This window comes from Cohnella rhizosphaerae, from assembly GCF_029525575.1.
GTDB lineage: Bacteria > Bacillota > Bacilli > Paenibacillales > Paenibacillaceae > Cohnella > Cohnella rhizosphaerae.
In genome coordinates, this window is record NZ_JAPDIA010000008.1 from 1,525,597 (window position 1) to 1,537,331 (window position 11,735).

Consider the following 11,735-nt stretch of genomic DNA (forward strand, 5'->3'; position numbering starts at 1 on the left):
CCTATGCGATGCCGTGCGCGGCTTTCGCCGAGTTTAGCGTGTTCAGCATGAGCATCGTGATCGTCATCGGTCCGACGCCGCCCGGCACGGGCGTAATCCAGCCGGCGACCGGAGCTACGTCTTCGTAATCGACGTCCCCGCACAGCTTGCCGTCGGGCAGGCGATTGACGCCTACGTCTATGACGACTGCGCCCGGCTTCACCCAGTCGCCCTTGACGAGCTTCGGCACGCCTACCGCAGCCACGACGATATCCGCGCCGCGAACGACCGCAGGCAGGTCAGGCGTGCGAGAATGACAGATCGTCACCGTCGCGTGCTCCCGAAGAAGCAGAATCGACACCGGCTTGCCTACGATATTGCTGCGGCCGATGACCACGGCATGCTTGCCCGCGGGCGCGTTGCCCGTGCGCTTCAGCAGCTCGATGACGCCGGAAGGCGTGCACGGCTGGAGCGCGTCGTCGCCAATCAGCAGATTGCCCACGCTGACGGGATGGAAGCCGTCTACGTCCTTCTCCACCGCAATCGCGTCGATGACGGCCTTTTCCTCGATATGCTTCGGCAGCGGCAGCTGCACCAATATACCGTTAATGTCCGCCTGTGCATTGAGGCGCGCGATCAGCGACAGCAGCTCCTCCTGCGTCGTTTCGGCGGACAGGCGATGCACCTCGGAGTAAAACCCGAGCTCCTCGCAAGCCTTAGCCTTGTTACGTACGTACACCTGGGAAGCCGGGTCTTCCCCGACCAGCACGACGGCAAGGCCAGGGCGTACGCCTTTGGCCGCAAAGGATTCGGTCTCGCGCTTGATCTCCTCGCGAATCTCGGCCGCGATGCGCTTGCCGTCTATAATCTGCGCGCTCATGCTTGTTCCTCTCCTTCGACCGCAGTTTCTGTTTCCGATGCTACGCCTGCGGCGTCTTTGCTATTCGTCTGGCCGCGCTCGCGAATCAACCGTCCGAGCACGCCGTTGACGAATTTGCCGGATTCGTCCGTGCCGAAGTGCTTGGCCAGCTCGATCGCTTCGTTGACCGCGACTTTGGCGGGGACATCCTCGCGGTGATTCATCTCGTAGGCGGCCAATCTTAAAATTTGCCTGTCCACTCTGGACAGCCTGTCGACCTGCCAGCCGGTCAAATATCCCGCCAACTGGGCGTCCAACGCATCCTGGTTCGACTTCACGCCAAGCACGAGCTCGCGCGTGAAGCCGTCGACGGCCGCAAGCTCCCCGACCTCCGTCTCCATTTCGTTGTCGCCCTTCGCTTCCTCCATGACGGCATCGACGGCTTCCTGCGCCGACACGCCGTTCATCTCCATCTGGTACAGGCTTTGTACCGCAATCTCTCTCGCCAATCTGCGCTTCATGAATCCTCCCGAATTAAGTCTTAACTACGTCCGCCGGGCCACCTGTCCGACAGCCATTCCGTCAGTCTGCCCCAGTGAAAAAGCGGGCCTCGCCGCTCGTCCCGCTGCTTGCCGACGGCAAAACCGATGGCGACGAGCAATGCGCAAAACAGCATATCCCAAAACCCCGCGATTAAATAGATGAGGCCGCAAAGCATCCCCGCGGCGACCCCGAGCGTACGGCCGCCGTAATTGTCCCACCATATTCTCCACATGGATGGCAAGGCCCCCTATTCCACGCGGCTTTTGAACGTCGTCGGCGCCTGCGTCACGTTGGCGATATACACGGTCACATCCGACACGGGAATGCCGGTCGTCTCTTCGATCTGCTGGGACACCGTGCGCTGCATGTCTTCGGACAACGTCGGAATCGAGCCTTCTCCGTCCACGAAAGCGCGAATCGTAATGTGCAATCCGGCTTCAGCGATGCGCACGCGCGCACGAAGATCCTTCACGCCCTTCGAGCGGGATGCCGCCTTCAGCGCCAGATTCTCGACCGTCTCGATGGAAATCTGGATATCCCCGTGCTCCGTTCGCTGGTTGATCGTCGGAGCCGTCGTGTTCAAACGTCCGACGGACAGCACGAGAAAACGGAGACTGATCAGGATCAGAACGGCCGCCGCCACGATGACGCCGACCTGCAAAGGCCGATAGTCGCCGGTCGTCTGACGGACGACCTCGGTCAGCCATTCCATCGAAAAAGCGCCGAGCGCTACCGCGACGGCAAAAGCAGCGGCGACGACGATCGCCAAGGAATAAATGAATAGCAGCAGCCTGTCCCATACTTTGAACACGTACCGACTCCTCCTGTCATGGACCTATCCTGAACGCCGAACCGCCTATATGGTCGAAAAAGCGCCCGATGCGCCTTCCCTCGTAAGGTCAGGCCATCAAGGCGCCGTCACCCGCAAACCCAAGAGAGACGACTGCCATGTCCGGCAGCGCCGGCGTCATCTCACGCGCAGTTGCGCATCTTCTTCTTCGATCTTTTCAGCAGGCTTGAACAGCACGTCGTGGACATGGACGTTCACTTCGACGACGTTCAATCCGGTCATCGTCTCGATCGAGCGCTTGACGCCGTGCTGAACCTCCGAAGCGATATCCGTAATCCGCTTGCCGTACTCGACGATGATCGATACGTCGATCGCCGCTTCTCTTTGACCCACTTCCACCTTGACGCCTTTGGACAAATTCTTGCGCCCCAGCAGCTCGGCGATGCCCGAGGAGATGCCGCCGCTCATTCCCGCGACGCCTTCCACTTCGACCGTTGCCAGTCCCGCGATGATCTCGATGACTTCGGGCGCGATCTGGATGGTCCCCATGTCGGTTTTCTCGTAATCAGACACCAATGCTTCCATTCGCTGGTCCACCTCCTCGCGTCTTGTCGTCGGCCAGGCCTTCATTATTAATACTATAGCAAAGGCCAAGAATTATGACAAACCTCCGTACCCGCGCCGAGAGGGAGCCTGACTCCCCCCCGCCTCGCGGGCGGCCAAAGGCGCTATGCCTCTTCGCGGTAAGGCGCGTCGACGTCATACTCCTCGAGGAACTTGATATCGAACGTGCCTTTGTTGAAAACCGGATGATTCAAAAGCTTCAAATGGAACGGTATCGTCGTCTTGACGCCTTCGATCATGAATTCGCCCAGCGCCCTGCGCGCTCTCGCGATCGCTTCTTCCCGCGTCGGCCCCCATACGATAAGCTTCGCGATCATCGAATCGTAGTGAGGAGAGATCATGTAACCGGGATAAGCGCCGCTATCGACGCGCACGCCGGGACCGCCGGGCGGCAGGTAGAAGCCGATCCTGCCCGGAGAAGGCATGAAGTTGCGGTCCGGATCTTCGGCGTTGATGCGGCATTCGATGCTCCAGCCGTCGAAGCGAACCTCTTCTTGCGCGAAGCTGAGCGGGCGGCCTTCGGCAATCGAGATCATTTCCTTGATCAGGTCGATGCCCGTGATGAGCTCCGTGACGGGATGCTCGACCTGGATCCGGGTGTTCATCTCCATGAAGTAAAAGTTGCCGTCCGGGCCGAGCAGGAACTCGATCGTCCCCGCGCCCGAATAGTTGACGGCGCGCGCCGCGCGGACGGCCGCTTGGCCCATGCGCTCGCGCAGTTCGGGGGGTCATGACCGGGCAAGGCGCTTCTTCGACCAGCTTCTGGCGCCGGCGCTGCACGGAGCAATCGCGCTCGCCGAGATGGCAAACGTTGCCGTGCTTGTCGGCGATGATCTGGATCTCGACATGCTTCATGCCCGTCAAATACTTCTCGAGATAGACGCCGGAGTTGCCGAACGCTTTTTGCGCTTCCTGCTGAGCGGTCGAGATCTCGCGAACGAGCATCTCCTCGTCGTCGGCAAGGCGAATGCCGCGGCCGCCGCCCCCCGCCGTCGCCTTGATGATGACCGGATACCCGATCTCCCTCGCGACGCGAACGGCTTCGTCGATATCCTCGACCAGCCCGTCGGAGCCCGGAATGACCGGCACGTCGGCGTCCTTCATCGTCTGCTTGGCGACGGACTTGTCGCCCATCCGGCTAATCGCCTCGGCGGAAGGTCCGATAAATACAATATTGCACGTCTCGCAAATGTCCGCGAAATCGGCGTTTTCGGAAAGGAACCCGTAGCCCGGGTGAATCGCGTCGCATTCGGTAAGCGTGGCGACGCTCATAATGTTCGTCAGATTCAGATAGCTGTCCTTGGAAGCGATCGGACCGATGCAGTAGGCTTCGTCCGCGAGCTTCAGGTGAAGGGACTCGCGGTCTCCTTCGGAGTATACGGCCACCGTGGAGATGCCGAGCTCGCGGCAAGCGCGGATGATGCGCACGGCGATCTCGCCCCGGTTGGCCACCAGAATCTTATGGATATTCAAAGCACAGGTCCCCCCTTCGTAGTTCCGGCCGCCGAGGAGGAGGCCGGAAAAAGCGCGCGTTATTCCGGTTTGACGAGGAACAGCGGCTGCCCGAACTCGACGAGCTGGCCGTTCTGCGCCAGCACTTCGACGATCTCGCCCTTCACTTCGGCTTCGAGAGGGTTCATCAGCTTCATCGCTTCGAGGATGCACACGACCGTCTTGTCGTGGACCTTGTCGCCCTCGTTCACGAACGACGGCGCGTCCGGCGACGGCGCCCGGTAGAACGTGCCGACCATCGGCGACACGATCTGATGCAGACCGGACAAGTCGCGTCCGGCAGATTGCGGCGCTTCGGCCGGCGCCGGCGCGGCGGCTGCGGGAACCGGCGCCGCCTGTGCGTATGTATGGTGGGCCGGCGCGGCGGTCTGCACGTTCACGACCTCCGTCCGTCCCGGCTTGCGGATGGACAGTCTTGCGCCTTCGTTTTCGATCTCGAGCTCGTGCACGGTGGTTTGATCCACGAGTTTGATTAATTCTTTGATTTCGCTAAGTTTGAACATATTCGCCCTACGCTCCTTGGCTGTCTCATTTGCCGTATGAAATCCAAGCGGCCTCGCCGCCCTCGTTCAAAGGGCAATTAAGGCAAGCCGCCGTCCATACTCGGCCGCGGTACGGCCCGGTTCGATCTTCGTATGAATAGCAAAGCCTGTACGTACCCATAACGGACTCATTATAACATAATCGAAAGAAATGGAAAGAGCCGGCCCGCCGGCCGGCTCCAGGCCGGTTGCCCGGCGCGCTTCGTTCGGATTACTGGATAAACTGCACGGATACGGCGTCCGGCTTGACGCTAAGCTCTTTGGTCGCGAGCTTGACGATCTTGACCGCCTGCTTCGAGTCGAGCGCGTCCGCCTGCACGATAATCTCGAACTTGTCGCCGTCTTGCTTGACGACGGCGTTCTCGTAGTCGGACACCAGTTTGTCCTGCAGGCTGGCGATGCGCTCTTCGGTCGCGGTGATGCGGCCTTGCTCTTCGACCGCGGCGGCCGCTTCCTCCTGCGTCTTGGAGCTGTCGGCGACGATCTTGTCCAGATCTTCGTACGCCTTGGAGGCCGCCCGTTCGCGCTCGAGCTGAATCTGGTCGAACTGTTCGCGTGCGGAAAGATTGTTCATGCCCTTCAATACTTCCTGATCCGCGGGCGACACCCCGGATTGGCCGTCTTTGCCCGCCTCCGGAGAAGCGGCGGCTCCCTTGTCCGCCACTGCCGGCGCTCCCGTCGAGGCGGCCGCATCCTTGCTCGGCGCCGAACCGCCGTCCGTCGAAGCCGACTTGTCGCTGCCGCCCGCGGCTGCGGCGCCTTCGTCGCTCAGCCCCCCCGGCGCCGTCGACGGAAGTGATCTCGATGCCGTCGTCCGCCGCCTCGCCGGTCACGCCGGTCGCGTCCGTGCCGATCTGCTGCTCCTGCGCCGTGCGGTCGGGCTGCGTGACGTCTTCCGTGAACAGATAATAGGCGGATAGGATGACCATGAGCGAGAGCATCGAGACGAGCCAGATCGTTTGCCGTTTGTTGTTCATTTGGATTTAACCTCCTGCGAATTGGGAAATGGAATTGCCCGGCATTCTCTTTTACTCGGCCGTGCGCGGCATGACCGATACGCGATGGATCGGCACGTCCAGGCCCGAGGCGACCGCCTCCGAGATCATTCGGCGGACGGTCGCGTTCCCCGCCCCTTTGGCGACGATCAGCACGCCCCTCAGCCGCGGCTTGATCTTTTTGACGACGATGGGCGATTTGCCGCCCGACACCTCGTACAGTACGACCTGTCCGTCCTGCGTGACTTCGGTGATATGTCGCTTTGCGCCGTTTTTGTCCGTTTCGTCGGTAATTTGCTGGGTTTTCTTTTCATTAAGCTGTACGACCGTCTCCTCCGTCGAATCGACCGTCACCATGACGTCGGCCGTGCCGACGCCGGCGATTTTCTCCAGCATTTCCTTGAGCCGGAGATCGAGCTGGGTCTCGATCTCCGCGAAGGGGTCGTCCTTGCCTTCCCCCGCGCCGAGAAACGTCTCCTGCTGCGCCTGCTTCTCTCCGTCACCCGGCGGTACGGCGCCGTCTCCGTCCGGCGGCGTCACGGGCTTCATTTTGATGAACGAGGAAGCCAGAATAAGCGCGGCGCCGACAAGCCCGATCAAGATGAGCCAGCGAAACGTTTTCACCCGCTTCGGTCCGCCCGGCCCGCCTCCGATATAGGTTTCCAGCTTGTGAAGCCACTTGGCCATATTTTCCGCTCCCTCCCGTCATCCGCCCGAAGCGCCGTATACGTCGACTTTGGATGTGCCGATTCCGAACCGTCCGGCCACAAGCGCGGCGATTCGCCCTTCGCGACCGTCGTCCGCTTGACCCGCAGCGTTCTGCGCTGCCGCGGGTACCGCCCGGTCGCCGCCTTCGCCCTTGTCGGTATCCGCACCGATATCGATGTCGACGACGACCGGGGAGACGGGATCCACTTCGGCGATCGGCTCGTCGCTTTCCGCCGCAATGACGGTGTTGGAATCGGCGAGCCGAACCTTAACGCGCTCCACCGTCAAGGCGCCGTCCGCAGCCGGAGTCGCCGTTACTTCGACCGCCTCGACTACGACGCCTTCCTCTTGTTCAACGACCGTCTTGATCCCGGCCTCGAGACCCGCGACGGCAAGCTTGGCCGCTTGTTCGTCCCTGCCCGCTCCGATCCGCTTCGCTTCAGCCAAGATGGCTTCGAGCTGGCTGCCGTCATCGCCGCCTGCCGGCTCCCGCTCCGCCCATTCGATGCCGGCTGTGAGCTTGGCTTCCATGTCTCCCTTGATCCAGGAGAGCAGCGGTCCTGCCAGCGTCAGCAAAATGAACAGTCCGGCCACGAGCCGCACGTAGCGCTGCATCGTCCGGTTCGGAAGCAGCAGATCGATCAGCGCGGCCAACAGCACAGCGGCCACGACCTGGCGGAGCCAGCCGCCGAGCGCTTCCATCAAGACGCTCGCCCTCCCTTCCGAACCGCCGTCCGGCTCATCTCATCAGAATGGACGCATTGCCCGCCGTGAGCACGATCGTCACCGCCAGGAAAAACATCAGGCCGACCGAAGCGAGCGCGGCGAAAACGTATACGAGCGTTTTACCGATAACCTGGAGGCACTGCACGATCGGCGTGTCGCCGAGCGGCTGGAGCACCGCCGCGGACAACCGGTAAATCAATGCCAGCGTCAATATTTTGACCGCCGGGAAGGCGCACAAGAAGATCAGGATGACGACGCCCGCGAGGCCCACCGCGTTTTTGACCAACAAGCTTGCCGATAGCACGGTATCGGCTTGCGTCGGAAAACATGCGTCCGACGACCGGTACGAAGTTCCCCGTGACGAACTTCGCCGTCCGGAGCGCGACGCCGTCCGCGATCGCCCCGGTGGCGCCCTGAATGGACAGCACGCCGAGAAACAAGGTGAGCATCGCGCCGAGAAGGCCGACGGCTGCCGTGCGAAGCAGATTGGCCAACTGCGTTACCTTGAAACGCTCCGATACCGTGCTGGCCAGATGCAGGACCGCCGAGAAAAACAAGAGCGGAAACACGACCAGATGGATAACGGTGCCGATCGAATGAACCATGAACACGATGACCGGATGCAGGACGGCGACCGTCGTCACGCCGCCTGTACTGGCGAGCAGCGTTAGCAGCAGCGGCACCATCGCCAGCATGAACTGAACCATTCCGGCGATCGCGTCCGCCGCGTAGCCGGCTCCCGTGCGAAAGCTGTTCACTGCGATGATCAGCAGGACCATATACGCGACGGCATAGGCGACCTGGCTGACGGCCTGACGCTCGAAAGCGCTCTGCATCGTCTCCAGAAGCATCGTGAAGATGGCCAGCAGGACGATCGTGACGATCAGCTTGCCGCTGTACAACACCTCGTGGAGGAAAAAACGCGCCAGCGCGAGCAGCACGTCTTTGACGCTCCAGCCTTCGCCTTCCTTCGGGAACATGAGCGCCTTCAGCGAAGGCGCTTCGCCTTCCGGAAAAAAGCCGCCGTAGTCGTTTTTGAGCTTGTTCCAAAACTGCTCGATCTGCCCCAAGCTGAGATCCTCTGCCTGCGATTCGGCCAGCTCGCCGGAAAGCCTTCCCGGTTCGGTGCCGTAAGTGCCGTACGTACCGTCCGGATCCGGCGCGATGACGGCCTCCGTCCGGGGCGCGCCTTCCGCACCGCGGCGATCGGCGTCTCCCGCCGCTGCGGCCGGGCGCGGCCAGAACGAGAGCAGCAGCGCGCACATGAGCAGCGCGAACGGGAGCCACCCCGTCCGTCGCTCGAGCAGTCCGGGTCGACTCATCTCTAGGCTCCTCCCCCCGCCGGCAGCAGTCCGAGCACCGTCTCGATGATGATGCTGATGATCGGCACCGCCATGACGAGGATCAGCATTTTCCCCGCGAATTCGATCTTCGAAGCGATGCTGTCGAGGCCCGCGTCGCGGACGATCTGGGCGCCGAACTCGGCGATGTAAGCAATGCCGATGATCTTGAGCATCGTCTTGAGGTACACGGACTGGATGCCCGAACGGTCGGCAAGCTCCTCGATCATCGAGACGACGCCGCCGATCTTGCCGATCAGCGCGAGAAACACCGCGATGCCGAAAAAGGTTGCCAGCAGAAAGGCGAACATCGGCTTCTGTTCGCGAATGACGAGGATCAGAACGGCCGTCAACAACCCGATCCCGACGATCTGCAAAATATCCATAAGCGACCGCCTATTGGAACAGGAAGATCGTCTTGATCTCCTGGAACAGATCGTTCAGCAGCCGGACGACCATGAACAGTACGACGACGAATCCGATGACCGTGACCCAGTGCGCCATGTCTTCCTTGTTCATCTGCTTCAGCACGGTATGAATCATCGCGACGATGATCCCGATGCCCGCGATCTGGAAAATCGTGCTCACGTCGATATTCATGATTACGGCCCCCTACTACATCATGAGAATGACGACCAGGGCGGCCGTGAGCACTCCCAAACTTCGGCACAGCTTCTCGTATTTCTGCTGGTCGTCGCGCGCCGCCTGTTCTTCCGCCTGAAGCTGATGCATCGCCAGTTTCAGGTGCTTCAACTGATCTTCCGCCCCGCTTCCGCCGAGCGTCTCGCCGAGCCGCAGCATCGTATCCCGCTCCGGCGGGCGCATCGAGGTAGCTTGCCAGCCAGCCTTGAACGCTTGCTCCCAGCAGACCGACACCGTCTCTCCGTTGCCTGAAGCAAGCTTCGCCGACGCCTCGGCGAACAAGGTCGACACGGGCGCCGTCAGCGCGGCCGCAATCCGGGCCAGCGCCTCCGGCAGCGGCGTTTGGCCGTAGCCGATCTCGGTGTCCAGCCGCTGAAGCGCATGGATCAGCTGCCTGATCTGCCGCGGCCGCTGCGCGAACTTCGCGGCCTGCATGAAGCCGATCATCGTGCCCGCGAACAGGACGAGCGCAGCGCCAGCCAGCTTAAGCATGGCGCACCCCGTCCGCGTTCGGCGACCGGATGACCGGCACGGACCGGCAGCCCGACGACTTGCGCGCCTCCGCCTCCGCCTCGTCGGCGCCTACGACGCGATGCCTCACGACGCCGCCCGAGCGGGACAGCAGGACGTAGGCGCCGAACATGCCTTCGGAGGCGAGCTCCGCCAGCACGGGCCTGGCGAAGACGTCGCGCAAATCAAGGGCGTGCGCGGTCGCTACGACACGTACGCCGGCATGAAGCGCCTCCTTGAGCGCGTAAGCGTCCTCCGGCCGGCCGATCTCGTCGGCCACGACGACCTCGGGCGACATCGAGCGAACGAGCATCATGAGCCCTTCGGCCTTCGGACAGGCGTCGAGCACGTCGGTGCGCGGACCGAGGTCGAACGCGGGCACGCCGCGGTCGCAGGCCGCGATCTCCGAGCGCTCGTCCACGACGCCGACCTTGCGACCGCCCCAGCGCTGCGCCTGTGGGTGATACCACTGCCCGGCGCTGATCGCGCGGGCCAGATCTCGAAGCAGCGTCGTCTTGCCCTGCTGCGGCGCGGATACGATCAATGTATGCTTGACGGTGCGCGCGACCGGGTCCAGCAGCTCGGGCAGCAGGCTCGCCGCGCAGCCGGTTCGCGCCCTCGCGATCCGAATATTGAAGCTCGCGACGTCCCGCAGATGGCGAACATGTCCGCCCTCGAGCACCGTGCGGCCCGCCAGGCCGATCCGGTGGCCGCCGGCGACGGTTACGTAGCCGCGCCTCAGCTCCTCCTCAACCGCGTACAGCGAGTGATTCGTTACGCGTTCCAGCAATGCCCTGCAATCTTCGCGGGTCGGGCGGTAGGCGTCCGCGCTGTCCGTCACGGCTTTCCCTTGCGGACAAACGAATGCCGAGCCGCCCCCGAAGCCGATCTCGAGCGGCCGGCCTTCCCTGACGCGAATCTCCTCGAGCGACAGCAGCAGCGTCTGCGGCAGCTTTTCGAGCCGTCCGCGCAGACCGGCCGGGAACAATTCCAGCAACGGCAGCGACAAGCTTCCTCCCCCCTTTCCGTCTTGCACAAGTTGTCCTTCTCTCTTCATGCATATGCTTGGACGCTTCTCTTTTATGCGTGGGAAGTCTCTTTTTTCCGTTGATAGATTGGAACGTTCAAGCCGCTTATTTCTTGAGAATGCCGATCAGCAAGCATGCGACGCCTGCGCCGATCCAGACGAGTTTGACGGGAGAAAGCTTGTCCGACATGCCGACCAGACCGATCGTCGTCGTGGAGATCAAAATCAGCGGACCGACCAGCGCCAGCATGGCGTTCACGCTTAGCGCCTTGGTGACGTCGTTGAGCTTCAGCATGACCAATGCGGCCGTCAATTCGATGCTTCCGGACAAAATCCGGAGCAGCGCCATGCTGAATACGGATTTATCCAAGCCGCTCTCACCTCCTTTCGCCAACTCGAATCATGGCCGTGGTATACGCTATGCGACGAAGTCGGACAACTTGCCAAGATGATGGAAATATAAGAGATTCGCAAAAAAAAAGACCCGTCCGGTATCGGACGAGCCTGCTAAACGTTCGGTTACTTTGCTCTTTTTAACGCTCTGATCTCTGTATCGTGCTCCAGCACGCGGAACGCGAGCGCTTCGATCGCCTTTCCTTGCCTTGACTGCTCGGTCTGAAGCGAATCGATGGCGATGGCTTGCTCCTCCTGAACGTCCATGACCTTCGTCAAGCGCTCGTTCGTGTCTATGACGGCGGTCGCCACTTGGTTCAGCGTCGTTTCGATGACATCGAATCGCCGATCCATGCCCTCCAGCCGTTGATCGATGCCGTCCAATCGCTGGTCGATGGCATCGAATCGTCGATCCATTCCATCCAGCCGACTGTCGATGCCGTCAAACCGCTGGGACATTCCCTTCAACTCTACCAAAATGGCGTCCAATACCTGCTCGTTCATTTGTTCTTCCTCCTTAGGATCGATATACCGCCGACGACAAA

Annotated in this window: 16 protein-coding genes and 2 pseudogenes; 1 reads left to right on the forward strand and 17 read right to left on the reverse strand. The window is 61.7% G+C overall.

Annotation, left to right across the window (positions count from 1 at the left end; all coding sequences use genetic code 11):
- Nucleotide 1 precedes the first annotated feature (1 nt).
- The 8 genes and pseudogenes from folD to OMP40_RS30810 all read right to left on the reverse strand — a co-directional run bounded on the left by folD (nucleotide 2) and on the right by OMP40_RS30810 (nucleotide 5,513).
- Nucleotides 2–859, reverse strand: a complete 858-nt coding sequence (gene folD, locus OMP40_RS30775; protein WP_277536989.1) for a bifunctional methylenetetrahydrofolate dehydrogenase/methenyltetrahydrofolate cyclohydrolase FolD — start codon at nucleotides 857–859, stop codon at nucleotides 2–4.
- Nucleotides 856–1,359: a transcription antitermination factor NusB gene (gene nusB / locus OMP40_RS30780; protein ID WP_277536990.1), complete on the reverse strand. Its 504-nt coding sequence runs from the start codon at nucleotides 1,357–1,359 to the stop codon at nucleotides 856–858. Before nusB ends, folD begins: the two co-directional genes overlap by 4 nt.
- A gap of 20 nt (nucleotides 1,360–1,379) precedes the next feature.
- Complete coding sequence (locus OMP40_RS30785) at nucleotides 1,380–1,613, reverse strand: DUF2273 domain-containing protein (protein ID WP_277536991.1); 234 nt, start codon at nucleotides 1,611–1,613, stop codon at nucleotides 1,380–1,382.
- A 15-nt stretch (nucleotides 1,614–1,628) separates the two neighbouring features.
- Nucleotides 1,629–2,192: an alkaline shock response membrane anchor protein AmaP gene (gene amaP, locus OMP40_RS30790; RefSeq protein WP_277536993.1), complete on the reverse strand. Its 564-nt coding sequence runs from the start codon at nucleotides 2,190–2,192 to the stop codon at nucleotides 1,629–1,631.
- Nucleotides 2,193–2,348: 156 nt separating this feature from the next.
- Nucleotides 2,349–2,756, reverse strand: a complete 408-nt coding sequence (locus OMP40_RS30795; RefSeq protein WP_277536995.1) for an Asp23/Gls24 family envelope stress response protein — start codon at nucleotides 2,754–2,756, stop codon at nucleotides 2,349–2,351.
- Between the two features lie 143 nt (nucleotides 2,757–2,899).
- Nucleotides 2,900–4,268 (reverse strand): annotated as a pseudogene (gene accC / locus OMP40_RS30800) (acetyl-CoA carboxylase biotin carboxylase subunit).
- Between the two features lie 59 nt (nucleotides 4,269–4,327).
- Nucleotides 4,328–4,810: an acetyl-CoA carboxylase biotin carboxyl carrier protein gene (accB, locus tag OMP40_RS30805; protein ID WP_277536996.1), complete on the reverse strand. Its 483-nt coding sequence runs from the start codon at nucleotides 4,808–4,810 to the stop codon at nucleotides 4,328–4,330.
- 250 nt (nucleotides 4,811–5,060) lie between these two features.
- Nucleotides 5,061–5,513: a SpoIIIAH-like family protein gene (locus OMP40_RS30810; protein WP_338131280.1), complete on the reverse strand. Its 453-nt coding sequence runs from the start codon at nucleotides 5,511–5,513 to the stop codon at nucleotides 5,061–5,063.
- Nucleotides 5,514–5,544: 31 nt separating this feature from the next.
- Between OMP40_RS30810 and OMP40_RS40680 the strand changes: the two genes are divergently transcribed.
- The gene (locus OMP40_RS40680; protein ID WP_338131281.1) at nucleotides 5,545–5,769 is read left to right on the forward strand and encodes a hypothetical protein; all 225 of its coding nucleotides are present in this window, start codon (nucleotides 5,545–5,547) and stop codon (nucleotides 5,767–5,769) included.
- Nucleotides 5,770–5,877: 108 nt separating this feature from the next.
- Here OMP40_RS40680 and spoIIIAG read toward each other — a convergent pair whose 3' ends face one another.
- The 9 genes and pseudogenes from spoIIIAG to OMP40_RS30860 all read right to left on the reverse strand — a co-directional run bounded on the left by spoIIIAG (nucleotide 5,878) and on the right by OMP40_RS30860 (nucleotide 11,694).
- A complete protein-coding gene (spoIIIAG, locus tag OMP40_RS30820; protein WP_277536997.1) occupies nucleotides 5,878–6,531 on the reverse strand; it encodes a stage III sporulation protein AG in 654 nt (217 codons plus the stop codon).
- An 18-nt stretch (nucleotides 6,532–6,549) separates the two neighbouring features.
- On the reverse strand, nucleotides 6,550–7,254 hold the full coding sequence (locus tag OMP40_RS30825; RefSeq protein WP_277538140.1) for a stage III sporulation protein AF: 705 nt from the start codon (nucleotides 7,252–7,254) through the stop codon (nucleotides 6,550–6,552).
- A 37-nt stretch (nucleotides 7,255–7,291) separates the two neighbouring features.
- Nucleotides 7,292–8,543, reverse strand: a pseudogene (gene spoIIIAE, locus OMP40_RS30830) (stage III sporulation protein AE).
- Nucleotides 8,544–8,602: 59 nt separating this feature from the next.
- Nucleotides 8,603–9,004 carry a stage III sporulation protein AD gene (gene spoIIIAD, locus OMP40_RS30835; protein WP_277536999.1) on the reverse strand — a complete coding sequence of 134 codons (402 nt, stop codon included), beginning with the start codon at nucleotides 9,002–9,004 and terminating at the stop codon, nucleotides 8,603–8,605.
- A 10-nt stretch (nucleotides 9,005–9,014) separates the two neighbouring features.
- Complete coding sequence (spoIIIAC, locus tag OMP40_RS30840; protein WP_090113099.1) at nucleotides 9,015–9,218, reverse strand: stage III sporulation protein AC; 204 nt, start codon at nucleotides 9,216–9,218, stop codon at nucleotides 9,015–9,017.
- Between the two features lie 15 nt (nucleotides 9,219–9,233).
- A complete protein-coding gene (gene spoIIIAB, locus OMP40_RS30845) occupies nucleotides 9,234–9,752 on the reverse strand; it encodes a stage III sporulation protein SpoIIIAB (protein ID WP_277537003.1) in 519 nt (172 codons plus the stop codon).
- Complete coding sequence (gene spoIIIAA / locus OMP40_RS30850) at nucleotides 9,745–10,779, reverse strand: stage III sporulation protein AA (protein WP_277537005.1); 1,035 nt, start codon at nucleotides 10,777–10,779, stop codon at nucleotides 9,745–9,747. The genes spoIIIAB and spoIIIAA overlap by 8 nt, the downstream gene beginning before the upstream one ends.
- A gap of 124 nt (nucleotides 10,780–10,903) precedes the next feature.
- A complete protein-coding gene (locus OMP40_RS30855; protein WP_378119216.1) occupies nucleotides 10,904–11,167 on the reverse strand; it encodes a YqhV family protein in 264 nt (87 codons plus the stop codon).
- Between the two features lie 149 nt (nucleotides 11,168–11,316).
- Complete coding sequence (locus OMP40_RS30860; protein ID WP_277537006.1) at nucleotides 11,317–11,694, reverse strand: hypothetical protein; 378 nt, start codon at nucleotides 11,692–11,694, stop codon at nucleotides 11,317–11,319.
- Nucleotides 11,695–11,735 lie beyond the last annotated feature (41 nt).

Bases quoted from the DNA above. Each gene is read 5' to 3' on its own strand.
- OMP40_RS30795 (WP_277536995.1), bottom strand. From the start codon at position 2,756: ATGGAAGCATTGGTGTCTGATTACGAGAAAACCGACATGGGGACCATC.
- folD (WP_277536989.1), bottom strand. From the start codon at position 859: ATGAGCGCGCAGATTATAGACGGCAAGCGCATCGCGGCCGAGATTCGC.
- spoIIIAD (WP_277536999.1), bottom strand. From the start codon at position 9,004: ATGGATATTTTGCAGATCGTCGGGATCGGGTTGTTGACGGCCGTTCTG.
- nusB (WP_277536990.1), bottom strand. From the start codon at position 1,359: ATGAAGCGCAGATTGGCGAGAGAGATTGCGGTACAAAGCCTGTACCAG.
- spoIIIAB (WP_277537003.1), bottom strand. From the start codon at position 9,752: ATGCTTAAGCTGGCTGGCGCTGCGCTCGTCCTGTTCGCGGGCACGATG.
- OMP40_RS30825 (WP_277538140.1), bottom strand. From the start codon at position 7,254: ATGGAAGCGCTCGGCGGCTGGCTCCGCCAGGTCGTGGCCGCTGTGCTG.
- OMP40_RS30785 (WP_277536991.1), bottom strand. From the start codon at position 1,613: ATGTGGAGAATATGGTGGGACAATTACGGCGGCCGTACGCTCGGGGTC.
- OMP40_RS30860 (WP_277537006.1), bottom strand. From the start codon at position 11,694: ATGAACGAGCAGGTATTGGACGCCATTTTGGTAGAGTTGAAGGGAATG.
- accB (WP_277536996.1), bottom strand. From the start codon at position 4,810: ATGTTCAAACTTAGCGAAATCAAAGAATTAATCAAACTCGTGGATCAA.
- spoIIIAC (WP_090113099.1), bottom strand. From the start codon at position 9,218: ATGAATATCGACGTGAGCACGATTTTCCAGATCGCGGGCATCGGGATC.
- spoIIIAG (WP_277536997.1), bottom strand. From the start codon at position 6,531: ATGGCCAAGTGGCTTCACAAGCTGGAAACCTATATCGGAGGCGGGCCG.